Here is a 21,783-nt window from a genome sequence, read left to right as displayed (position 1 = left end):
GCCCGCTCAGCGTGGTGCCTCGCGCGTTCCGCGTGCCACTGAGTGAAGCCATTCGGTCTATCTCGCTTGGGGCGCGGCTGTGGCCTCGCCGGTCATGTCCGATCCGGGGAAGCCGATCGCGCCGAGGAAGAACGCCTGCCAGCGCACCGACACGCTCACCGTCACCTGCTCCTGCTGCACCGCGCAGCGGCCGGCGCGTACGTCGTCGCCCTGGGCCGCGACGATCTCGTCGGCCCGCGCGCACACGCGGTCCTCGCCGAGCAGCCGGGTCTCGCCACTGGTGCGCAGCACGTCCTCGTCGATCTGGTCGGCGCCGGCCCGCGCGGCCTGCTCGGCCACGTCGGCGGCCCGCAGCCGGGCGTTGATCGCCCCGCCGCCGTCCACCAGCAGCCCCGCCAGCAGGAACGCGACCACCGAGAACAGCACGGTGAACACCGACATGGACCCCCGCTCGCTCACTCGACCCTCCTGAACTGCTCCAGGGGCACGACGGCGGTGCCGGTGAGCCGCTTGGCGCCGAACCCGGCGAAGCCGAGGTCCAGCTCGCAGGTGACGACGGCCTCCACCTGCCCGCCCTGCTCCCACTCGGAGCCGTCCAGCGACACGGCCGGCGAGCCGCAGGGGCCGGTGAGCGTCGCCCGGGTGATGGCGTCGGCGGCCCCCTGGGCGTCGTCGAACGTACGCTGCACGGAGGCGGCGCGGGCGGCGTCCCTGGCCGCGCCGTTGACCCGGCCCTGCGACTCCACCAGCACCCCGGCCCCGGCCAGGAACAGCAGGAACAGCAGGAAGACCGGGGCCAGCATGACCGTCTCGACGGCCATGGACCCGCGCTCGCGATCGGCCCTCATTCGCAGTCCTCGCCCCCGTTGTCGGGGCGGAAGCACTCGACGGGCCCGCCGGCGGTCGCGCTGATCGTGAACGTCAGTGACGGCAGCAGCGGGATGACCTGTACGGCGCTGCCGGTCACGGTGACGAACCGTTCGTCGGGCTCCCTCTCGGACGTCGTGGCGGTCGCGCCGCCGAGCAGCCGTGGCCCGATCGCGCGGACGATCTCGGTGGCCTTGGCCGTGGCCGTGCCCTCCCAGCCGGCCGAGTCGATCGGCGCCGCCCTGGCCACGCGCGCCCCCTCCTGGGCGGCCGCCTCGGCGACCTGACGCGCGTGGAACCAGAGCGCCACCTGCACGATGAGCAGTGCCACCGCGAGAATGACCGGCATGAGCAGCGCCAGCTCTACCGCGCTGGCGCCACGTTCGCGGGCGCGGCGGCGCGGGCTACTCGTCGCCGCCACCGCCGCCACCGCCGAAGCTCTGCTCGATCTGGCCCTGCTGCTGCTCCACCAGCGTTCTGATCAGCGTGGCCAGCCCGAGCGCGACGCCCGCGATGATGGCGGTGATGATCACCCACTCGACGGCGGAGGCGCCCCGGGTGGGGGCGGTCCTGGCCCGGTGGACGCGTACGGCGAGGCACGCACGGAGATAGACGATCCAGGGATGGTTCATGAGACCCCCAACATCTTCATCGCGGCGGGATAACTGAGAAAGATCACGAAACCGGCGCAGAGCAGGAGCTGGGCGACGAGCATCGACTGCGAGCGCTCGCCCGCGCGTCCCTCGATCTCGGCCAGCTCCCGGCGGCGCAGGGTGGCGGCCCTGGCCGTGAGGGACGAGCGGACCTTGGCGCCGTCGTCGGCCACCAGGCCGAGCGCCGCCGACAGGTCGCGCAGCTCGTCGACGTTGATCTCCTCCCCGAGCTGGCCGAGCGCCTGCCAGGGGGTGATGCCGACGATGCGCGCGCCGCTCAGCGCGTCGCGGATGCGGCCCATCGCCCAGTTGGGCTGCTCGCCGCTGATCGTCACCGCCATCATCAGCGCCTCGGGGACGCCGCGCCCGCCGGCCAGGTTCATGGACACGAGGTCGAGGAACGCGCCGACGACGTGACGGAAGTCGCGTCTGCGCGCCGCGGCCTCCTTGCGGATCTGCAGGTCGGGCAGGAAGAAGAAGACGACCGCGGCCAGCACCGCCACCCAGAACGGGATGGCCGGCGAGCTGCCCCACCCCATCAGCATCAGCCAGCCGAGCAGCAGCGGGAACGCCAGCAGGCCGGCGGCGCCGAGCAGCGCCTTGGTCGCGAGGAACGCCTCGAAGGAACGGCCGAGCAGCGCCAGGTCCGAGCGTACGGACCTGACCTCCCAGCCGCGGGCGGCGTAGAGGGCGGCCAGCCGTACGCCGAGGTTGCGGCGGAACGCGCCGACCTCCTCCTCGGGCAGCAGGAGCTGGATGCGCGGCGCGCCGGCGTCCTCGCGTACGGCGTCCAGCGCGAGCAGCCGCGCCACCAGCCCGGGGCGGGCCGGGAAGATCGCGCGTACCAGTACGAACAGGCCGAGCCCGAGCGCGGCTCCGGCCAGCGCGCCCTCAACCATCGCCGCCCCTTCCGGTCAGCAGCCGCGTCGGCTTGTCGAACCCGGCCAGCCGGCGCATCCACGCGAACCCCGCGCCGAACAGCGCGGCGACGACCACCAGGACGGCCTGGCCGAGCGGGTCGTCGTACTCCTCGACGTAGTCGCCGTTGAACAGCACGAGGAGCGCGGCGAAGCCCAGCGCGGTGATCACCACGATCTGCACGCTGCGCCGGGTGGCGCGGCGCTCGGCCTCGACGCGGCGGCGCATGTCGAGCTCCTCGCGGGCCGAGACGGCGAGCGCGCCGAGCACGTCGCGCAGGCCGGGGCCGCGCAGCTTGGAGTTGAGGATGAGCGCGGCCACCACCAGGTCGGCGGAGGGGTCGTCGAGCTCGTCGGCGAAGATCGCGAGCGCCTCGGGCAGCGCCATCCTGGTGTGCAGCCGGTCGATCATGGCCCGCAGGTGCGGGCGGAGCGTCGGCGCGGCGGCCCTGATCGACGACGGGATCGCCTGCTCCAGCCCGGCCGCGCCGGCGATGGTGTCGCGCAGCGACTCGGTCCAGGCGGCGAGCCCTTCGAGGCGGCGCATGGCGGCCCGCTCCTCGGCCGCGCCGCCCGACAGCCCGCGCCAGGCGAACACCAGCAGCACGGTGCCCACCGCCGCGACCGGCCACCGGGTGATGAGCAGGACCAGCGAGGCGGCCACGGCGGCGACCGCGCCGCGCGTGGTCAGCATCCTGACCAGGTGGCGTTGGGGCTGCGGCGGGCGGGGGCGCATGCCGTACAGGGAGAGGATCAGCAGGAACAGTCCGCCGCCGGCCAGGGCGCCGGCGAGCAGGGCGAACGGGTCCATGGTCAGGCCCATCGGTCACCATCCTCCCGGGGTGTAGCCGTGCGCCATGAGCTCGTCCAGGCACGAGACGGGCGCGTGCGGCACGGCGGAGCCGTCGGGGCCCGGCGCGAACACCTCGCTCGACAGGACGCGGCCGTCGCAGCCGTTGACCTCGCGGACGCTGGAGACGTAGCGGCGCAGGGTGCCGCCGCGGTGGTAGTCGTTGCGCTTCTCGACGAAGACCACGAAGTCGATCGCGCCGGCGATGAGCATGTGGGTGGCGTCGATGGGCAGGCGCTCGCCGGCCTGGAGCGCGTAGGTGGCGATGCGGTTGAAGACCTCCATGCTGGAGTTGGCGTGGATGGTCGACAGGGAGCCGTCGTTGCCCTGCGTCATCGCGTTGAGCATGGTGACGATCTCGTCGCCGAGCACCTCGCCGACGATGACGCGGCTGGGGTTCATCCGCAGCGAGCGGCGGACCAGCTCGGCCATGGAGATCTCGCCCTGGCCCTCGGAGTTGGGCAGGCGCTGCTCGAACGCGACGACGTTGGGATGCAGCTCGGGGAACTGGTCGAGGCCCAGCTCCAGGGCGCGCTCGACGGTGATGAGGCGCTCGCCGGCCGGGATCTCGTTGGCCAGGGCCCGCAGCAGGGTGGTCTTGCCGGCATTGGTGGACCCGGCGATCATGATGTTCTTGCGGGCGGCGACGGCCGCGCTGAGGAACCTGCCGAGGTCGGGGCCGACCGTGCCGTTGCCGACGAGGTCGCTGAGGAAGACCTTGCCGAGGCGGGCGCGGCGGATGGAGATCGCGGGGCGGACGGTGACGTCCATGACCGCGCTCAGCCGCGAACCGTCGGGCAGGCGCAGGTCGAGCTGCGGGTTGGCGGTGTCGAACGGCCGGCTCGACAACCCTGAGTACGCGGCCAGGATCTGGATCAGCTCGACGAGCTCGTCGTCGGACTCGGCGACCGGGTCGTGCATGGCCTCCTGGCCGTCGGCGTAGCTGACGAAGACGCGGTCGCAGCCGTTGATGTCGATGTTCTCGACCTGGGCGTCGTCGAGCAGCGGCTGGAGGCGGCCGACGCCGAACAGCGCGGCGTGGATGCCGGCCGCCAGCGCCTCCTCCTCCTCGACCGTGGGCGGCGTGCGGCCGAGGCCGATCTCGTTGCGCGCGTGCTCCTCCAGGACCTGCGAGATCAGCGCCCTGGCGAACTGGCGCTCGTCCTCGCCGGTCATGGCGGGCAGGCCGTTGGCCTGGTCGAGCCGGCGCTGGTGGGCCAGGCGGTCGCCGACCTCCTGGCGGAAGCGCTTGACCAGCAGGTGATCGATCATCGGTGGCTCACCAGCCTCGCCGCGAGGTCGCGGGCCGTACGGATGAGGAGGGAACGGTCGAGCCGGCCGCCCCACTGGCCGCGCAGCAGCTCGGCGCCCTTGGGGTCGTGGGCCAGGCCGTAGACGAACTGGACGCTCGGGCCGACGATCCTGCGTACGTCGTCGATGGAGGCGCGGTAGGCGCGCGGGTCGGCGATGACGACGACGCCGTGCGCCTTGGTGACCTGGAGGCGTTCGCGCAGGTGGGCGACGTGGTCGAGGGTGGCCCTGGTGAGCAGCACGACCTGCTCGGCCTCGGCCAGCAGGTCGCCGAGCTGGGGGTGGGCGCCGAGCCGGCCGCAGTCGGCGATGACGTCGGCGTCGGGGATCGCGGCCAGCGCCCGGCCGAGCGGGCCCCAGAGCCAGGTGAGGCCGGCGGCCTGCTCGGCGTGGGTGAGCCCGGCCAGCACGTCGAGCCCGCCGATGATCTTCTGGGTGTGCTGGTGGATCTGGGCGGGCTCCAGGCCGCGCCGGGCGGTGGCGCCCAGGGTGAGCAGGCCCTTGCCGGGGTTGAGCACCCCGCCGTCGGCGGCGGGCAGGCGGTAGGCGAGGTCGCCGCCGGCCGGGTCGCACTCGGCCAGCAGCACCGGCCGCGGCCATACGGCGGCCAGTGCCGTCGCGGCCGTGGTGACGCCCGGCGCGCCCTTGTCGGCGGCCAGCACGATCAGTCCCACGTCAGCGTGCCCCCGGAAGCTCGGCGACGGCGATCTCGCCACTGGAGGCGAAACCCACTATTTCCGGTGCGGCCGTTGAATCCACCACTACCGTGATCTGGCCGGAATTTCCTGACCTGGACTTGTCGCCACCGGCGGAGAAGACGAGCGCGTTGGGGGCGAGAACGCGGGTTTGCCCCTGACTGGTGCGGCTGGGCACGTAAATGACCTGAACGCGGTCTCCCCGCTCAATGCCCGCCGGCATTTGGCCGGGTTTAAGTGCCAATCCGACGGTGGCCTTTCCCTCGCCGAGCTCGGTGCTGGCGCGGACGCCCATCCGGTTGGTCAGCAGGGTGCCGGGGAGGATCGTGACCGTCGCGAAGCTGTTCGTGACCAGCTCGCGCTGCGACCAGCTCACGTAGTCGACGCCCTCGCCGGCCACCTTGACCTCTTCGAGCGCCTCGGGCGGGAACTTCTGACCGGCCCCGACCTGCTGTATGACCCTGATGGCCGAGACGCGGCCGCCGCTGTTGAGCACGAGCAGGGTCGTGGCGAGCGCGCCGCCGAGTATGAGCAGGACGGCGAGCGCGGCCAGAGCCGGCTTGCGTTCTCTGGGTGGCACGGGGAGCTTGCGCGAGGCCGGGCCGGACAACCCCGCCGCCGCGTTGACGGCAGGCTTTTCACTGGTCCTCATGGGTGGGGGGCTCCCAAAGTGAATTAAGGAATCCCCGCCATTATGTGGGGCATGTCGGTGCGGCGTGGCCGGAATGCGAGGACCAATGCTCGTTTCGCAGGTGGCGAGATGTCAAGAGGCGATAATCGATGCCTATTTTTTCTATCCAGTTGACGGAAGGGCATTTTCCCCGTTATGCCGGTCACTTGCGTCACATAAGTCACTCCACTCGCGCGCGTTTATCCACAGAACCGCGTTCTCATGCCGGTGACGTCAACCGGCGGGTCTAATCTCGCCGCGGGCGTTACCTTGGCGCCCGGCAGCCATGCCGTACGACAGCTAGTGCCGTCCGACACCTATGCCTCAGGCATCCATGCCGTCCGGCGTCGAGCGAGGGGACCCAAGCGATGCGGATCATGCTCACCGTGCTCGGCGGGCAGGGCGAGCGCGACGTCGTGATCGACGGCGACGACGACGCCACCGTGGCCGCGATCGGCGCGGCGCTCGGCGACCCCGCGCCCCTGGCGCAGGTCGTCCGGCTGCCCAAGTCCCGCGCCCCCTATGGGGCGGCGCCCGGCGCCGACGCGATGCGCGTGCCGCCGCCGCGCCGGGCCGAGTTCGCCGCCCCGCCCGTCGAGCACGAGCCGGTCGTGTGGCGCGACGGGCGGCCGCTCGACCCGCGGGCCAGGGCCGCGTCCGTGCTGCGCGACGGCGACAAGGTCACCCTCGACCCCCGCCTGGCCAGGGCAACGGTGATCGAGGAGCCTGGCGGGGTGGCCGAGGTGCGCGTGGTGGGCGGTCCCGGCGCGGGAGCCGTCCACCGGCTGGGGCTCGGGGCGCACGTCATCGGTGCCGACCCCATGTGCGCGATCGCCGTCCCTGATCCCGCGCTCGCGCCCGAGGCGGTCACCGTCCGCGTGACGCCCGACGCGATCACCGTCGAGCGCACCTGGCGGGCCCGCGACGAGGCCCCCAAGCCCAAGCTCAAGGGGCGGTGGGCCGACGAGGTGGCCGAGCTGACGGCGCGGGTCGCCGAGCGCGAGGCGGCCGAGCACGCCGCCGGCTACACCGAGGTGCCCGAGCTCGATGGCCGGCCGCTCACCGAGCCCGTTGCCTGGCTCGACCAGGCGGTGCTCACCTGCGGCTCGTCGGTGTTCGTGCTGACCGCGGTCGAGCCCAAGGACGCTCACCTGGCGCCGCTCGGCGAGGGCGGCGTGGCCTACAACCGGCCGCCGCGGCTGCGCAGGCCCGAGCCGCAGCGCGCGTTCGTCCGGCCGAAGGAGCCGTCCAGGAGCGAGGGGATGCGGCTGCAGCTGCTGGCCGCGTTCCTGCCGGCCGTGCTGGGAGTGACCCTCGCCCTGGCCCTCCAGGTCTGGTACTACCTGCTCGTCGCGCTCATGACGCCGGTCATCATGATCGGCCAGTGGTGGAGCGACCGCCGCCACGGCAAGAAGCAGCACAAGAAGGCGCTCAAGGAGCACCGCGAACGGCTCGCGGAATACGACGCCGCCGTCGAGCGCGCCCGCGTGGCCGACGAGGCCGCCCGCCGTGCCGACGCGCCCGACCCCGCCCAGGTGCTGCTCACGGCCACCGGGCCGCGGCGGCGGCTGTGGGAGCGCCGCATCCACGACACCGACGCGCTGCGGCTCCGGGTCGGCCTCGCCGACCTGCCCGCCGACCTGCAGCTGACGGAGGAGCAGGGCGGGCCGCTCGACCCGCCGACGTGCCGCTCGGTGCCGGTGGCGCTGCCGATGCGGCGGCTCGGCGTGGCCGGCGTCACCGGCCCGCGCGCCTTCGCCGGCGGCCTGGCGAGCTGGCTCGTCGCCCAGGCCGCCACCCTGCACAGTCCGCGCGACCTCGCCATCGTGCTCATCTCGGCGCACCCCGACGCCGAGGACCGCTGGGGCTGGCTGCGCTGGCTCCCCCACTGCGGGCCGCGCGGCGGCGAGGAGTGCCTGGCGCTGATCGGCGTCGATCCCGAGTCGGCCGCCCGCCGCGTCGCCGAGCTGGCCGCCCTCATCGACGAGCGCCAGAACACCAAGATCCCCGAGCTGGGCAAGATCCCCACCGGCTGGGACGACCTCGGCGGCACCGGCGCCGACCAACCGGCCTTCTCCTCCTACGACGTACGCCCCTACGACATCCTGGTGATCCTCGACGGCGCCCAGGTGCTGCGCGGCCTGCCCCACATGCCGCAGGTGCTGCGCCAGGGGCCGCGCTCCGGCGTCTACACCCTCGCCATCGACGACGACCAGCGCCTGCTGCCCGAGGAGTGCCAGACGGTGGCGGCCTGCGGCCCCGACGGGCTGGTCCACCTGCGCGGCGGCGGCCTCGATGTCATCGGCCCGGTGCTGGGCGACGCCGTCTCGCCCGCCTGGTGCGATCGCCTGGCCCGGGCCCTCTCCCCCATCCGCGACGTCAGCCGCGACGCCCCCGGGGGCGACCTGCCCGACGCGGTCCGCCTGCTCGACCTGATGGGCCTGCCGAGCCCGTCCGGCCCGGAGCTGGCCGCCCGATGGCGGGCCCACGGCTCCACGCAGGCGCTCATCGGCGTCGGCCCCGACGGGCCGTTCACCGTCGACCTCCGGCTCGACGGCCCCCACGGGCTGATCGCCGGCACCACCGGCGCCGGCAAGTCCGAGCTGCTGCAGACGCTGATCTGCGCGCTGGCCGTCGCCAACCGGCCCGACCAGCTCACGTTCGTGCTGATCGACTACAAGGGCGGGGCGGCTTTCAAGGAGTGCGTACGCCTGCCGCACACAGTCGGCATGGTCAGCGACCTCGACGGCCACCTGACGCAGCGGGCACTCGACTCGCTGGCCGCCGAGATCCGCCGCCGCGAGCGCCTGCTGTTCCAGGCGGGCGCGAAGGACCTCGACGACTACGCCGGGCCCGTCTCCCTGCCGCGGCTGGTGCTGATCATCGACGAGTTCGCCGCGCTGGTGGCCGAGCTGCCCGACTTCGTCACCGGGCTGGTCGACATCGCCCGCCGGGGCCGTTCACTGGGCATCCACCTGATCCTCGCCACGCAGCGGCCCGCCGGGGTGGTGACCGCCGACATCCAGGCCAACACGTCGCTGCGCATCGCGCTGCGGGTCACCGAGCCCGCCGAGTCGTCCGACGTCATCGACCTGCCCGACGCCGCCCAGATCTCCAAGAACACCCCCGGCCGGTGCTACGTGCGCTCCGGGGTGGGGGCGGCGGTCGCCGTACAGACGGCCCGGGTCGGCGGACGCAGCCCCGCCCTGCCCGCCGCCGGGGGCGGGACGCCGACCGCCGACGTCCGGGTGATCGACGTGGGCTGGCGCGCCCTGGGCCGCGCCCTTCCCCGGGCGCCGCGGTCCGAGGAGGAGTCGGCGGTCACTGACCTCACGCTGGTGGCCGACGCCCTGATCGAGGCCGCCCGGCTGACCGGCGTCCCACCACAGCCCAGCCCCTGGCTCGACCCCCTCCCCACCCTGTTCGTCCTCCCCCTGCCCGCCCCTGCCCGCGCACCTGCACCCGCCCTCGGCGGAACGCCCGCGTACGACGCCTCCGGCCCGCTCTCGGAGAACGCCGCTGGAGCGCCGGCAGGCGACGGCGCTGGGACGTCTGCGCACGACGGGGCTGGAACGTCTGCGCACGACGGGGCTGGAACGTCTGCGCACGACGGGGCTGGAGCATCCACACACGAGGATGCTGGAACGTCTGCGCGCGACGGCGCTGGGGGGCCTTTGCGCGACGCTGGCGGGGCACCTGCCCCCGGTGCTGCCGATGGGCCGCCGTTGCAGGCGTCGGGGGTGCCCTTCCGTGGTGACCCGCTTCAGGCGCGGGCCCGGGTGAAAGGCTCCGGGCAGCCGTCGTTCGACAGCTCCGGCCGGCCGGGGAAGGCGAACGTGCATCCGGCGTCCGTGACCGGAGCACCGCCCGTGTCCCGGCCCGGCCCGACGCCACCCTCCGGCTTCGGCGCCCCACCCGCCACTGACCCCACGGCCCCGGCGGCCACCGACCCGGCCGCCCCCGACCTCGGCATACCGCCTGCCACCGGCCCCGCCATCTCGGCGGTCGCTGATCTCGGTGCCGACTCCCGCGTGGGTTTCCGTGGGGTGGAGGAGGACGTGTTCGTGGAAGTGGAGCCGGTGCCGTTCGGGATCACTGACCGCCCGTGGGCGCAGGACCGGAAGCCGCTGACGCTGGACCTGGCGCACGGCGGGCATCTGCTCATCGCGGGCGCCGCGCGCAGCGGCAGGTCCACGGCGTTGCGGACGATCGCCGGCTCCATCGCCGCTCACACCTCTCCCGCCGACGTCCACCTGCACGCGATCGACTGCGGGTCCGGGGCGCTGCTGCCGCTGGTGGCGATGCCGCATTGCGGCGCGGTGGTGACGCGGGACCAGCTCGACCGGGTCGAACGCCTGCTCAACCGGCTTCGCGCCGAGATCGGCCGCCGCCAGCAGCTCCTGGCCGAAGCGGGCCATGCCTCGCTGGCCGAATACCGGCAGGCCGGGCATCGGCTGCCCTGGCTGGTGTTCATGATGGACCGGTGGGAGGGCTTCGTGGCCGCCTTCGAGAGCTACGACTACGGGCGGCTGATAGAGGCGCTGCTGCAGCTGCTGCGCGAGGGCCCGGCTGTGGGGCTGCGCGCCGTGATCACCAGCGACCGGTCAGGGCTGCTGGGCCAGGTGTCCACGGTGTTCGACGACCGGCTGCTGCTCCGCCTGTCCGACTCCGCCGACTACGGGCTCGCCGGGTTCCCGCTGAAGGGGCTGCCCTCTTCGGTGCCGCCGGGGCGTGCGCTGTCCCTCGGCGACCACGGCATCATCGAGCATCACATCGCCCTGCTCTCCCCCGATCCGGCGGGGCCCGCGCAGGTGGCGGCGTTGCAGTCACTCGCCCGCGCCGTCCCCGTCCCCCTTTCGTACGACTCCGCCACTGGCACTGGTACGGGGGCGGGCGGCGGGTACGGGCGGGGCGGGGCGGCGCACGCGGTCTCGTCGTCCGGAGGGCGGGGCGGGTGGCGGTGGCCCGGGCAGCCGCCGCTGCGGGTGGACGCGCTGCCGATGCGCATCACCGTGGCCGAGACGTTCGGCCTGGATCCGTCGTTCAGGCCGCCGTCGCCGCTGTGGGCCCTTGTGGGCGCCGGGGGCGACGCTCTGGCGCCGCTGGGGCTCGATCTGCTCGCCCACGGCCCGGCCGCCGTGATCGCCGGGCCGGCCCGCTCGGGGCGGTCGTCGGCGCTGCTGACGGCAGCCCGGTCCCTGATCGAGCGGGGGACGCCGGTCATCGCCGTCACGCCCCGCCGCAGCCCACTGCGCGGCCTTGACGGGCTGCTGGCGGTGCTGGACGGCAACGCGGGCAACCTGGCGGAGCTCGTCGCCGACCTGCACGACTACGTCGTCCTCGTGGACGATGCCGAGCTGGTCAACGCCGACTCTCCCTTGGGGATGGCTCTGGAGGAGGTGCTGCGTTCTGGGCGCGATGGTGATCACGCCCTGCTCGTCGCGGGCACGACCGGGGACCTGGCCGTCGCCTACCGCGGGTTCGTCGCCGAGGCCCGCAAGTCCCGTACGGGGGTGCTGCTCGCGGTGCAGGGACAGACGGACGGGGACCTGTTCAACATCCGGTTACCTCGGGGGACGGTGGGCGGGCCGCCCGGACGTGGCTTCCTGGTGACGACCGGCACCATCACGCCCATCCAGGCCGCCCTTCCCGACATCGGCTGATTCGTCGGTGGGAGGAGTCGGCAGGTCCGGCCGTTTCCGCAATAGGGCTCAGCCGGTCCGGTTGTCTGCGCCGGATGGGCTCAGCTGGTCCGGCGGTCCGCGCAAGCGAGGTCGGCCAATCCCGGCTGTTTCTGCAGGAGGGGTCGGCCGATGCCGGCTGTTTTCGTAAAGAAGGTCAGCCGATTTGGCTGTTCACTACTGAGTCGGAGTCGGTGCCCCAGACGTCGTCGTCCTCGTGGAGCCAGGTCGTTGACTCCTGCTTCTCGGAGTGTTGCGCCCCGCCCCCGCCGCCGGCGCCCATCGGGAGGAAGGGCATGCCCGCGTTGCCGGTGGTGGCGCGGGTGGCGGCGGTGGTGATGGCCGGGTTCGCGCCGGTGATGCCTCCGCCCGTCGCCGTGCCCGGGCCTCCCGCGGTGGTGCCCGGCGGGTACGACGTCGACGGCATGTTGTACCCGGTGTTGCCCGTGGTGCTGGGGTGGGCGGTGCCGGTGGTCGGGGTCCAGCCGTTGGTGTTCGTGGGGGTGTAGTCCTGGAGGCTGGTGGTGCGGTTGGCGGACGGGTCCTGGTAGGCGGCCGGGTTGAACGCCGGGTTCGAGCCGTTCGGCGAGTTGGAGCCGAGCGACGAGGTGTCCGGGTTCTGGAAGGTCGGCGCGCCGGGGTTGCCCGTCCCGTTGCCGTTGTTGCCGTTCGTCCCGTTGGGGTCGCCGGTGCCGTTCGGGTTGGTGCCGTTGGGGTCGAAGGCGTTCGGGTCGAGGGCGTTCGGGTTCGGCTGGTTCGTCGGGAAACGGTTGTTGGGGTCCGTCGCCGAAGGGTCGTAGTTGATCGGGTTGGTCTGGAGGCCGCCCGGCCCGTACGGGTCGGGGTTGCCGGTCGGGTACGGCGGGCCGCCCTTCGGGTACGTGACCGTCGGCGGGGTGATCTGCGGCCCCGTCGGGTAGTCGATGTCCCTGAGCACCTTCTCCACGGTGTCCGGGATCATCGTGTGGACGTGCGCCAGGTCGTTGGCGAACGTCTTCAGGTGGAGGCCGGCCAGCTCGTCCTGCGAGCCGAAGTCGTTCTTCGCGTTGTCGCCGGCGTAGACGCCGCTGTAGGTGCTGAAGAGGTCGGGGACGCTGTCGTCCCAGGTGCCCCCGAGCATTCCGCCCTGGTTCGCCCAGGTCGGCAGGATGCCCTTGATGTCGTCGTCGATGAACTCCTGGTGCTTGCGCACCACGGTGGAGAGGGCCTGGACGGGCTCGTGCATCTTCTGGAGCTTGGTGGCCAGCTCGCCCAGCGTCACGTGCAGGATGCCGAGGGCCTTCTGCGCCTCGACGGAGGCCTTGCCGTCCCACACCTTCGCGAGCTGGCCGGCCTGCTCCTCCAGGGCCTTCTGGACGTCGCCGACGGCCTTGTGCGCGTCCTTGTACGCGGTGGCGGCCTGGGCGATGCGCTCGGCGTTGAAGCCCTTGATGAAGCTCACGACCCCGGCGACGTGACGGCCGTCCGTCTCCACGGACCAGTCGCCGCAGCTGGACTTCAGCCAGTGGGTCTTCTTCTTCTCGCCGCCCATGCGCTCAGCCTCCGCCCTCGTTGGCCGCGTTCGTGATCTTGTAGTTGCCCGCTCCCGCGTTCACCAGGGCGATGGCGACGGACAGGTTGTTCAGGGCTTCCTCGTAGACGTTCAGGAACTCCCGGTGGGCCTGGTCCAGCGTGTCGGCGAAGGACTCGCCGGCCTGCCAGCGGCCGACGCTCCGCAGATGGTCGCTCTCGGCCTTGAGTGAACCGTTGAGGCTGAGGTCATGGATGGAACCCGGGTATTCGCCGTAGTTGCCGCCACCCATCGGCTTCATGGCTTCGCGCAGCGCCTCGGCGATGCTGGCGATCTTCTTCGCGTCGTACGTGACGCCGTCACGCTCGGCTTCCAGGCCGGGCCAGTTCTTGGGCGGTTGCGTTTCTCCCACGAGACCTCCCCCTCGGCACTCGATCAAGCACCTTACTTGAATGTTCCTTTTCCGTACAGAAGACTCAGTGTCAACATGCGTAACATGATGCGCTATGCAGACGCAGAAAGATCTTTATCAGGCGCATCGGCTCATGACGCAGCGCCTGGGTCTCGCGTTGCTGCAGGGGGAGCCGGACGTCCCCGAGTCGCCCATGCGCAGGCAGAACGTCGCCACGTTCGCGGGCATCCTGATCGCGGTGCTGGTCGTGGCCGCGTTCGGGATCTGGGGGCTGCTCAAGCCGGGCAACGCCACCAAGCTCACCGAGGCCGGGCAGCTCCTCGTCGAGGAGGAGACCGGCGCCTCCTACGTCTACAACCAGCAGACCGGCAAGCTCCAGCCGGTCGCCAACTACGTCTCCGCCCGGCTCCTGCTCGACAACGACGACGTCAAGGTGCGGACGGTCTCCACGGACTCGCTGGCCGGGTTCGCGCGCGGGCAGAAGGTGGGCATCCAGGGCGCGCCGGACTCGCTGCCGAAGCGTGAGCGGCTGGTCAAGGCCCCCTGGTCGGCGTGCGTGGTCGAGGGCGCGGACGCCTCGGGGGTACGCAAGCCGTTCGTGACGCTCGTGGGCGGCATGGACGTCGGCGGGACGCCCGTCGGCGGCGAGGCGATGGTCGTCAACGACGGGCAGCAGAGCTGGGTGCTCTGGGCCAACCAGCGCATGCGCGTGACGAACGTGGACCGCCTCACCGACCAGTCGCCCCGCCGCGTCCCGGCGTCGTGGATCAACGCTATCCCGGCCGGCGTCGACTTCGCCGCCCCGGGGGTTCCGCAGCGGGGCAAGAAGGTACGCGGGCCGGGCGGCACGGCGTCCAGGGTCGGGCAGGTCTACAAGGTGCCGTCGGTGGCCGGCGCGGGCGAGCGCTGGTATGTGCTCCTGGCCGACGGGCTGGCGCCGATCAAGCACACGCAGGCGATGATGCTGCTCCTGGACCCGGCCAGCAAGGCCGCCTACGGCCGGCAGCAGGTGCGCGAGACGGCGATCGACGCGGCGAGCGCCAACGCGGCCAAGGCGTCGGCGCACCAGATGCTCAACAGCGGGCTGCCGGACACGATGCCGCGGTTCCGCTCGCCGGGCGTCTCGGCCCCGCTCTGCGCGGTCTACCGTGACACGGAGAAGGGCTCGGCGCGGGCCGTGCTGACCACGGGCGGCGCCATGCGCATCCCGACGCCGGGCGCGAGCGCCGGCGCGGAGAAGGTGGACCAGGTGCTGCTCCCTGCGGGCAGCGCGGTGCTGGCCGGGACCCTGCCGGGCGACGGGCAGCTCGCGGCGGTGCAGCAGTACTCCCTGATCACGGAGCAGGGCCGGAGGTATCCGCTGGTGTCGGCGGACCTGGTGACCAAGCTGGGGTACGACGCCAAGGACGTCGCGCCGGTGCCCGCCCACCTGCTGCGGCTGATCCCCGACGGGCCGGCGCTGGACCCGGCGGCGGCCAGGACGCCGGTGCAGGAGGTGCAGGGCATCCAGCCCCAGACCCCTGCCCAGTGACGACAGGACAGAGGCCCTGACGACGATCCTGCCGGCCTCCTCGCTGAACGACCCCGCCACCGGCTACCGGTGGACGCTCAGCACGGCCGGGCAGATCGGTGCGAAGGCCCGCGTGCTCACGTACGAGGGCTCGGGACACACCGTGTACGGCCGGAGCGCGGGCACCGTCGGCGCGGTCGACCGCTACCTGATCTCGCGGTCGGTCGCGGCCGACGGGGTCCGCTGCCCGGAGGTCCGGCCCTCCTGAGCGGTGACGCTAGGCCGAGAGGCCGCTGCCGCCGTACTTCTTCGCCGTGGCCTCGTCCATCTTCGGCATGAGGGAGCCGGCGTCCTCGTTGTACTCCAGCCCGTCCTGGGTGAACGGCGTCTTTCCGCCGTTCTGCATGGTGGACATCTCGGTCGGGAGGGCCTTGAGGGTGGGGAAGACCTTGCCGGCCATCTCGCTCGCCTGGATGGCGGAGTACAGGGCGAAGGTGAGACCGCCGGCCACCATGATCTGCTTGCCGAGCACCTTCTTGATCGCGGTGAGAGTGATCTTACCGAACGCGGCGGCCACGCCCTCGGAGAAGGCGGCGGTGAGCGGGCTGGCCTTCGAGACCACCTTGTAGATGGCGAGCCCGGCCATGGCGGCGGCGATGGTGCAGCAGACGTAGGTGCACACCTTGTAGAAGCCCGCCGTCGAGTCGACGCCGTCGCCCGTGGCGTTGCGGACCTCCTTGAGCTGCTTGAGCGAGTCCTTGTAGCTCGCGTGCACGGTCTCGAAGGACTTGAACGCCTCGCCCTCCCACGTGCCGTCGTCCTGGAGCTGCGTCTTCAGGTTGGCCAGCTCGGCGTCCAGCTTGTCCAGTTCCTCGACTTCACCCCTGTGATCGGACGTGCGCCAGTTCTTGGCCGCGTTCTCCATGCCTTCCGGGTCCGAGACCAGGGTGCCGATGGCGCTGGCGACGTAGAAGGCCCAGGGCTGGGCGATGAAGAAGGCCGAGCCCAAGGCGGTGGCGGCGGCGGCCATGGACATCTCTTTGTAGATGCTCACAGAAGATCGTCCTCCAGACCGAGCACCGGCGGCGCGATGTCCTCGTCACCGCCCCAGACGCCCTCGTCCTCGCCGAGGCCGACGGTCTTGTCGCGGTCGCGTTCCTGGTTCGCGTTCCCCGCGCCGCTCATCGGCATCATCGGCATCATGGGCATGCCGGACATGCCTGCCCCTGCGCCACGCATTCCGGCGGCGGCCGCGTTGCCGGGTAGGCCCCCGCCGAGGCCGATGCCCCCGCCGACGCCGGTGCCAGGGACCGAGCCGGTGCCGGGCAGGCCGAGGGAGCCGGGGACGTTCGTCCGGGTGCCGAGCCCGCTGGAGCTGGGGTCGAACCCGGGCACCTGCGGCGTGGGCGTGGCCGTGGGCTGGAACGACGACAGGTCGGTCCGGTTCGGGTTCAGCGCGGCGTCGAGGTCGGGGACCCGGGTGTCGGCCGGGTCCAGGCCCGGCAGGTTCGTCTTCGGCAGGTCTGTGCCGGGGAGGTTCGCGCCGGGCAGGTTGCCGTTCGGCAGGTCGGTGCCGGGGAGGTTCGTGTTCGGCAGGTTGCCGCCGGGGACGTCGCTGTTGGGCAGGTCGGTGTTGGGGAGGTTCGTGTTCGGGAGGTTCGTGTTCGGCAGGTCGGTGTTGGGGAGGTTCGTGTTCGGGAGGTTCGTCTTGGGCAGGTCGGTGTTCGGGAGGTTCGTCTTGGGCAGCTTGGTGTTAGGGAGGCCACCGCCCGGGAGCGTCGTCTTCGGCAGGTTGTTGGGATCGCCGCTGGCGTCGTCGGCCTTGGTGTAGTTCTTGTCGGCGGCACGCAGTGCGGGGTCCCAGCTCTCCAGCGCCTCCTTGGCCCTGGCCAGCGCCTCACGCTGACTCTGGATGGCCTTCTCGTGCACGTTCTGCACGCCCCAGCCGAGCACCCCGAAGTGCGGCCAGGGCACGGGCAGGCTCTCGGACCGCGCGTCCACCTGGCCGATGAGCTTGGTCTGATCGTTGATCTTCCCGCCGGCCTTGGACAGCTCCTCCTTGGTGAAGGAGATGCCCGACGACGGCTTGCCGCCGGCGGTGAGGCCCGGCATGCCCGGGATGTAGGGGTCGCTCATCCGATCACGGGATCCGTGGTGTCATGCGCTGTCGTCCAGCAGTTCGGGTCCTCGGACAGGAACGTGTTCCGCTCCAGGTCGCTTCCCCCGCCTCCGCCGCCGCCGGCTCCCGTGAGCGGCATGAGCGGCATTCCGCCGGCGACCCCGCCCGCGCCGCGCAGACCGGCCGCCGCCGCGGGCGACTGCCCAGCGATGAGGCCCGGCGAGCCGATCACGGAGGGGACGCCGCCCGGAGTGATGCCTCCCGGCGTGTAGCCGATGCTCGGCGGCGGGGTGATCGTGGTGATGGCCCCCGGCGTGGTGCCGGTGAACGTCGGGGTGAAGGCGGACGGGTTCAGCGTGGGGGTCGCCTGCGGCTGGAAGCTGGCCATGTCGGTGCGGCGCGGGTCCGTACCGGAGCTGCCGTCGGTGGTCGTGCGGTCCTCGTTGCCGATGACCGGGGGGACGGTGCCGTCGCCGGGGTTCGTGCCGGGGTTGGTCCCGGGATTCGTCCCTGGGTTCGTGCCGGGATTCGTGCCGGGGTTCTGGGTCTGGCCCGGGTCGTTGCCGTTCGGGTTGGAACCGTTCGGGTCGTTGCCGTTCGGGTTCGAGCCGTTCGGGTTCGAGCCGTTGGGGTTCGAGCCGTTCGGGTTGGAACCGTTCGGGTTCGAGCCGTTCGGGTCGGTGCCGCCGGGGTTCGTGCTCGTGGAGCCGGAGCCCAGGCCGGAGGAGCCCGTGCCGTTGGGACCGCCGTTGCCCGACCCGAGGGTGGGGCCGGTCGCCCCCGATCCAGTCGGGTAGTTCACGGTCTGCGGGTTGATCGGCGACTGGAGCGTGACGGTCGGCAGCTCGTACGAGACGTCGTGCGGAACCTGGATGTTGTAGAGGTTGACGATCTCCTGGTTGAGCTCGTGCAGCGCCTTCTGCGCCTGCAGCGTCTCCGCCCGCTCCACCTCCAGGGCGGTCTTGCTGACCCTGTCCGTGAGCACCGGCTGGTTGACCTTGCCCTGGGTCTCCGTGAGGCGGCCCGCATAGCTCTGCAGGGCCACGCCCATGAGGTTGAGCTTGGTCGACAGCTCCCGGCCCGAGGCGTGCAGCATCTCCAGCGCGTGGCGGGCCTTGGCCGCGTCCGGGCCCTTCCAGACCGCGGCGATCTTGGCGGCGTGCTCCTGCAGGGCGCCGACCGCCGCGTCGACCTTGGTGGAGGCGTTCACGTAGGTCTGCCCCGCGCCCGAGATGGTGCCCGGGTCGGTGTTGCCGAGGAGCTGCTTGATCTCGTCGCCGCTCTGCGAGGGCTTCTCGCCCTGCGGCATCCTCTCGAAGGAGAGGATGACGACGACCTCCCGCTTACCCATCAGGCGTCACCCTCGTTTCCCTTGCGGGCGCGGTCCAGGTTCTCCGCGCTGAGCTCGACGGCCTCGACCACGCTCTGGTACGCGTCGATGAACTTCTGGTAGACCTCGGCGAACTTCGCGCCCGCGTTGCTGGAGCCGACGGTCGCCGCGAGGGCCAGGGCGTCGTTCCACTGCCCGATCTGGGCCGCACCGAGCTCGTTGCCGGTGGACATCTGGTTGATGTTGCCGTTCGGCCGCCCGCCGTTGCCCAGCATGGCCTCGAAGCTGATCCTCAGCTCCTGCGCGACCGCACGGATGGCCTTGGGGGAGTTCTCCCGAGCGTCCCCATCGCCGTCGAAGAGATGCTTGTCGACGGCCAGAGGGTCGGGACCGCCCTCCATCGCGTCTTTCTGCGTCATGCCTCACCCTCAAACGACAGAGCTCTCGGCCACCGCGCCGCAGGCTGGGGCGATGGCCGAGAAGGAGAAGAACGAGCCGGGCTAGTCCGTCCAGATGCTGATGTTGCGCTGCTCAGCGGCCTGGTAGTTGCCCTTGGCGACGTCGACGGCGTTGGCGGCCTTGAACAGCTGCTCGCCCATGGCCTTCTCATGCGCGTTCCACTCCGCGCGCTTCGTGTCGAAGTAGTTCTGGGCCTCGCCCTCCCAGTTCGAGCCGAGGGTGTTCTTGATGTCGGCGTAGAGGTCGTCGGTGACCCGGTCGAGCTCCGTGACGATCTTCTTGAGCTCTTCGTAGGCCGACCCGAGGGAGCCGAAGTTGACGTAGGTGTAGTCGTCGGGCTGAACGGACATCAGGTCAGCTCCCGTTGTTGGCGTTGATGAGAGAGTCGATGCGGCCACCGGAGGCACCGGCGGAGGCGAAGCCACCGACGATGTCCATGTTCTGGTCGGCGGCGTTGCGGTAGACGCCGGCGCCGATGTTCAGCTTGTCGTAGATGCCCTCAAGGATCTTGATGACGCCCTTGAACTCGACGTCCCACTGGTCCATGGCCTCGCTGAACTTCTTGTAAGCGCCGCCCTGCCACTGGAGACCGGCCTTGATCTCCACCACTCTCTGGCGCATGCCCTCGATGTACTGCGCGGTGTCCTGGCAATAGCCCGCCGCCGTCGTCAGCTGAGTCGGGCTGGCCCCGTACAGTGACACTGGACCTCCAAAGGTTGTCCTGCTTCGTCAGTCGCGGCGAGCGGTCTCCCCCGTGAGGACGGCCTACCCCCGCAGACAACATCAAGTGGCATGTTAGTCACCATCTACCCCGTAGATCCCAGAAACATCAAATAACGGATTGGTCGCACAAAGGCGGCCTTCCGGTGAATACGCTGGTAGATGCCCTAATATGCTCTGACTTCAGAGAAAAGATCTGTGTCGGCGACGAGCGTCAGAGATCCAGCCGCCGCCGGATGCGGTCGAGCTCGCCCATCACGTCGGTGAACGCGCGGTCGTAGATCTCCTCCGCCTGCTTCACGTCCTCCAGCAGCTTCTCCGGGTTCCTCGACAGGTCGACGTCCTGGCCCAGGGTGTCGACCATCATGTCGGAGAACGCGCGCTGGAAGTCGGCGGTGGCCTCGGCGAGCGTGGCCTTGATCAGCTCGGCCAGCTCGCCCGAGGACAGCCGCATGGCCTTCGGGTGCAGCTCCAGCAACTGGACCCCGTCCTGGCCGTACTCGACCTTGACGAAGCCGTTCTCGTCCTCGGCCCGGCCCACGCACTCGCCCACGCTCTCCTGGAACTTCCCCAGGCGGCCGAGCTGGTCGTCGATGCCCTTCATCAGCTTGTCGACGTCGATCTTGGCGAAGTCGCCGAACTCCTGCATACCTACCTCCTCCTCAGCCGGACAGCCCGCGTACCCACGTGTAGACCTCAAGGACGCCGAGCGCGAGCGGGAAGAGCTGGACGATCAGCGCGACGTCCAGGATGTCGGCCGCGCGCCCCCAGAACGGCGACGGCTTGCCCGTCGCCAGCCACAGCCCGATGCCCACCGTCATCAGCGCCAGCCACAGGATCCCGATCGCCACGGCCAGCGAGCCCACGATCCCGCCCTGGCCGAACAGCGAGACCGCCAGCACGGCGAACCCCGTCAGCCCGACCCCGATCAGCCACAGGCGCTGGCCGCGCCCGCGGAACACCCGGGCCCGCATGATCAGCGTGAGCGACAGCGAGACCGTCATGGCGTCGGCCACCCAGCCGTCGGTCAGCACCAGCAGGACCAGCGTCGCCAGCGCGCAGACGCCGATCACGGCGATCATGCCGGTGGCGTAGCCCTGCGCGATCCTCGTGCGCTCCTGGATCGCGGCGGCGTCCAGGCGCTGGTTGTCGTTGCGCAGCTCCTCGGCGGTGGTCGGCATCGCCGGCAGCGGCACCTTGGCCAGCCGGAACGACAGCGTGGGCACCAGCGGGCTGAGCGCCAGCAGCAGGGCGGTGGCCAGGGCGGCCACGCCCGCGGGCGGCGGCGACCACACCATGATCACGGCCGCGCAGATGCCGCCCACGGACGCCGCGCCGGCCGCGCCCAGGAAGCCGGGCACGCCGTCGGAGATGAGCGCGCCGGCGATCCCGGCCACCAGCGCGGTCGTGGCCAGCGCGGCCAGGAAGTGGGGCGCGCCGAAGCCGGCCGCCGTGCCGGGCGCGAACAGGCCCGCGACGAAGCCGTACGGCAGCGCCGCGTGCCCGACCAGCGCCCCGGCGAGCGAGTCGCCGACCGCGCGGGACAGCAGCGTGCCGGTCACGACCAGCAGCAGCGCCAGCAGCCCCGCGACGATCGTGACGGTCAGCGCCGGCATGCCGGACACCGTCAGGCCGATCGCGCCCAGCGCGAGCAGGGCGGCGGCGCCGCTCGCGCCCACGACCCTGGTGTGCTTGGCGCTCCACGCGCCGCGGCCCTCGCGTACGCCGCTCGCGACCACGTCGGCGACGTCGTCGTACAGGGCGGGCGGCAGGATCGCCTCGCGCGGCCTCAGATAGAGGATCTCGCCGTCGAGCACGCCCAGCGAGCCGAGGCTCTGCCCCAGGTCGAGCGGCTGGCCGCCGAGCCGCTGCAGGGTCCAGCCGGGCGCCGCCGCGGCCTCGCCGCCCACCTCGCCCAGCGCGCGCAGCAGGCCGGGCAGCACGTTCGGCAGCGGGATGTCGGCGGGCAGCGCCAGGTCGGCCTTGCGGCGCGGCCCGACGATCGTGATGTGGCACTGCGCGGGCAGCGGCACCGGCACCTGGGCCAGCGCGCCCTGCTGGAAGGGCCCATGCGGCGGC

At 71.8% G+C, this 21,783-nt stretch carries 22 protein-coding genes; 3 read left to right on the top strand and 19 right to left on the bottom strand.

Features of this window, described 5'->3' with window-relative positions; all coding sequences use genetic code 11:
* Nucleotides 1-57: 57 nt before the first annotated feature.
* Genes BMW85_RS33595 through BMW85_RS33555 form a run of 9 tightly spaced genes read right to left on the bottom strand, consistent with a single transcriptional unit; the run spans nucleotide 58 to nucleotide 5,945 of the window.
* Nucleotides 58-459, bottom strand: coding sequence for an Rv3654c family TadE-like protein (locus BMW85_RS33595; protein ID WP_245775215.1), 402 nt, complete (start codon nucleotides 457-459; stop codon nucleotides 58-60).
* Nucleotides 456-848 carry a TadE/TadG family type IV pilus assembly protein gene (locus BMW85_RS33590; RefSeq protein ID WP_091089648.1) on the bottom strand — a complete coding sequence of 131 codons (393 nt, stop codon included), beginning with the start codon at nucleotides 846-848 and terminating at the stop codon, nucleotides 456-458. The genes BMW85_RS33595 and BMW85_RS33590 overlap by 4 nt, the downstream gene beginning before the upstream one ends.
* On the bottom strand, nucleotides 845-1,288 hold the full coding sequence (locus BMW85_RS33585) for a TadE/TadG family type IV pilus assembly protein (protein WP_245775214.1): 444 nt from the start codon (nucleotides 1,286-1,288) through the stop codon (nucleotides 845-847). The genes BMW85_RS33590 and BMW85_RS33585 overlap by 4 nt, the downstream gene beginning before the upstream one ends.
* Nucleotides 1,272-1,499: a hypothetical protein gene (locus BMW85_RS33580; RefSeq protein WP_091089643.1), complete on the bottom strand. Its 228-nt coding sequence runs from the start codon at nucleotides 1,497-1,499 to the stop codon at nucleotides 1,272-1,274. Before BMW85_RS33580 ends, BMW85_RS33585 begins: the two co-directional genes overlap by 17 nt.
* Nucleotides 1,496-2,419 (bottom strand): type II secretion system F family protein, encoded by a 924-nt coding sequence (locus BMW85_RS33575; protein ID WP_091089640.1) that lies wholly within the window; start codon nucleotides 2,417-2,419, stop codon nucleotides 1,496-1,498. The genes BMW85_RS33580 and BMW85_RS33575 overlap by 4 nt, the downstream gene beginning before the upstream one ends.
* The gene (locus BMW85_RS33570) at nucleotides 2,412-3,260 is read right to left on the bottom strand and encodes a type II secretion system F family protein (protein WP_091089638.1); all 849 of its coding nucleotides are present in this window, start codon (nucleotides 3,258-3,260) and stop codon (nucleotides 2,412-2,414) included. Before BMW85_RS33570 ends, BMW85_RS33575 begins: the two co-directional genes overlap by 8 nt.
* A gap of 3 nt (nucleotides 3,261-3,263) precedes the next feature.
* A complete protein-coding gene (locus BMW85_RS33565; protein ID WP_091089635.1) occupies nucleotides 3,264-4,559 on the bottom strand; it encodes a TadA family conjugal transfer-associated ATPase in 1,296 nt (431 codons plus the stop codon).
* Nucleotides 4,556-5,272 carry a hypothetical protein gene (locus BMW85_RS33560; protein WP_020545802.1) on the bottom strand — a complete coding sequence of 239 codons (717 nt, stop codon included), beginning with the start codon at nucleotides 5,270-5,272 and terminating at the stop codon, nucleotides 4,556-4,558. Before BMW85_RS33560 ends, BMW85_RS33565 begins: the two co-directional genes overlap by 4 nt.
* Nucleotide 5,273: 1 nt before the next feature.
* Nucleotides 5,274-5,945: a hypothetical protein gene (locus tag BMW85_RS33555; protein WP_091089633.1), complete on the bottom strand. Its 672-nt coding sequence runs from the start codon at nucleotides 5,943-5,945 to the stop codon at nucleotides 5,274-5,276.
* A 386-nt stretch (nucleotides 5,946-6,331) separates the two neighbouring features.
* On the opposite strand from BMW85_RS33555, the gene BMW85_RS33550 reads away from it, so the two are divergent.
* Complete coding sequence (locus BMW85_RS33550; protein ID WP_091089631.1) at nucleotides 6,332-11,626, top strand: FtsK/SpoIIIE domain-containing protein; 5,295 nt, start codon at nucleotides 6,332-6,334, stop codon at nucleotides 11,624-11,626.
* Nucleotides 11,627-11,801: 175 nt separating this feature from the next.
* On the opposite strand, the gene BMW85_RS33545 is transcribed toward BMW85_RS33550, so the two are convergent.
* Both BMW85_RS33545 and BMW85_RS33540 read right to left on the bottom strand, forming a co-directional pair.
* On the bottom strand, nucleotides 11,802-13,175 hold the full coding sequence (locus BMW85_RS33545; RefSeq protein WP_091089628.1) for a WXG100 family type VII secretion target: 1,374 nt from the start codon (nucleotides 13,173-13,175) through the stop codon (nucleotides 11,802-11,804).
* A gap of 4 nt (nucleotides 13,176-13,179) precedes the next feature.
* A complete protein-coding gene (locus BMW85_RS33540; protein WP_091089624.1) occupies nucleotides 13,180-13,566 on the bottom strand; it encodes a hypothetical protein in 387 nt (128 codons plus the stop codon).
* A gap of 94 nt (nucleotides 13,567-13,660) precedes the next feature.
* On the opposite strand from BMW85_RS33540, the gene eccB reads away from it, so the two are divergent.
* Together eccB and BMW85_RS33530 are read left to right on the top strand one after the other, a co-directional pair.
* Nucleotides 13,661-15,097 (top strand): type VII secretion protein EccB, encoded by a 1,437-nt coding sequence (gene eccB / locus BMW85_RS33535; protein ID WP_091089621.1) that lies wholly within the window; start codon nucleotides 13,661-13,663, stop codon nucleotides 15,095-15,097.
* Entirely contained in the window at nucleotides 15,087-15,344 is a 258-nt protein-coding gene (locus BMW85_RS33530; protein WP_091089619.1) for an alpha/beta hydrolase, read from the top strand. Before eccB ends, BMW85_RS33530 begins: the two co-directional genes overlap by 11 nt.
* Nucleotides 15,345-15,353: 9 nt before the next feature.
* Here BMW85_RS33530 and BMW85_RS33525 read toward each other — a convergent pair whose 3' ends face one another.
* From BMW85_RS33525 to eccD, 8 genes are all read right to left on the bottom strand, one after another.
* Nucleotides 15,354-16,130 carry a WXG100 family type VII secretion target gene (locus BMW85_RS33525; protein ID WP_091089617.1) on the bottom strand — a complete coding sequence of 259 codons (777 nt, stop codon included), beginning with the start codon at nucleotides 16,128-16,130 and terminating at the stop codon, nucleotides 15,354-15,356.
* A complete protein-coding gene (locus BMW85_RS33520) occupies nucleotides 16,127-17,212 on the bottom strand; it encodes a pentapeptide repeat-containing protein (protein WP_091089615.1) in 1,086 nt (361 codons plus the stop codon). Before BMW85_RS33520 ends, BMW85_RS33525 begins: the two co-directional genes overlap by 4 nt.
* Nucleotides 17,209-18,546, bottom strand: a complete 1,338-nt coding sequence (locus BMW85_RS49915; RefSeq protein WP_177241018.1) for a WXG100 family type VII secretion target — start codon at nucleotides 18,544-18,546, stop codon at nucleotides 17,209-17,211. The genes BMW85_RS33520 and BMW85_RS49915 overlap by 4 nt, the downstream gene beginning before the upstream one ends.
* The gene (locus tag BMW85_RS33510; protein WP_091089613.1) at nucleotides 18,546-18,944 is read right to left on the bottom strand and encodes a hypothetical protein; all 399 of its coding nucleotides are present in this window, start codon (nucleotides 18,942-18,944) and stop codon (nucleotides 18,546-18,548) included. The genes BMW85_RS49915 and BMW85_RS33510 overlap by 1 nt, the downstream gene beginning before the upstream one ends.
* Nucleotides 18,945-19,025: 81 nt before the next feature.
* Nucleotides 19,026-19,334: a WXG100 family type VII secretion target gene (locus BMW85_RS33505; RefSeq protein ID WP_091089611.1), complete on the bottom strand. Its 309-nt coding sequence runs from the start codon at nucleotides 19,332-19,334 to the stop codon at nucleotides 19,026-19,028.
* Nucleotides 19,335-19,338: 4 nt separating this feature from the next.
* The gene (locus tag BMW85_RS33500) at nucleotides 19,339-19,686 is read right to left on the bottom strand and encodes a WXG100 family type VII secretion target (protein WP_091089609.1); all 348 of its coding nucleotides are present in this window, start codon (nucleotides 19,684-19,686) and stop codon (nucleotides 19,339-19,341) included.
* 232 nt (nucleotides 19,687-19,918) lie between these two features.
* A complete protein-coding gene (locus BMW85_RS33495) occupies nucleotides 19,919-20,353 on the bottom strand; it encodes a YbaB/EbfC family nucleoid-associated protein (RefSeq protein WP_091089606.1) in 435 nt (144 codons plus the stop codon).
* A gap of 13 nt (nucleotides 20,354-20,366) precedes the next feature.
* The gene (gene eccD, locus BMW85_RS33490; protein WP_091089604.1) at nucleotides 20,367-21,743 is read right to left on the bottom strand and encodes a type VII secretion integral membrane protein EccD; all 1,377 of its coding nucleotides are present in this window, start codon (nucleotides 21,741-21,743) and stop codon (nucleotides 20,367-20,369) included.
* Nucleotides 21,744-21,783: the final 40 nt, after the last annotated feature.

The sequence above is a fragment of the Nonomuraea wenchangensis genome, assembly GCF_900111685.1.
Taxonomy (GTDB): domain Bacteria; phylum Actinomycetota; class Actinomycetes; order Streptosporangiales; family Streptosporangiaceae; genus Nonomuraea; species Nonomuraea wenchangensis.
The sequence above is the reverse complement of the archived record's forward strand: the minus strand, read 5'-3'. Positions and strand labels throughout refer to the sequence as shown.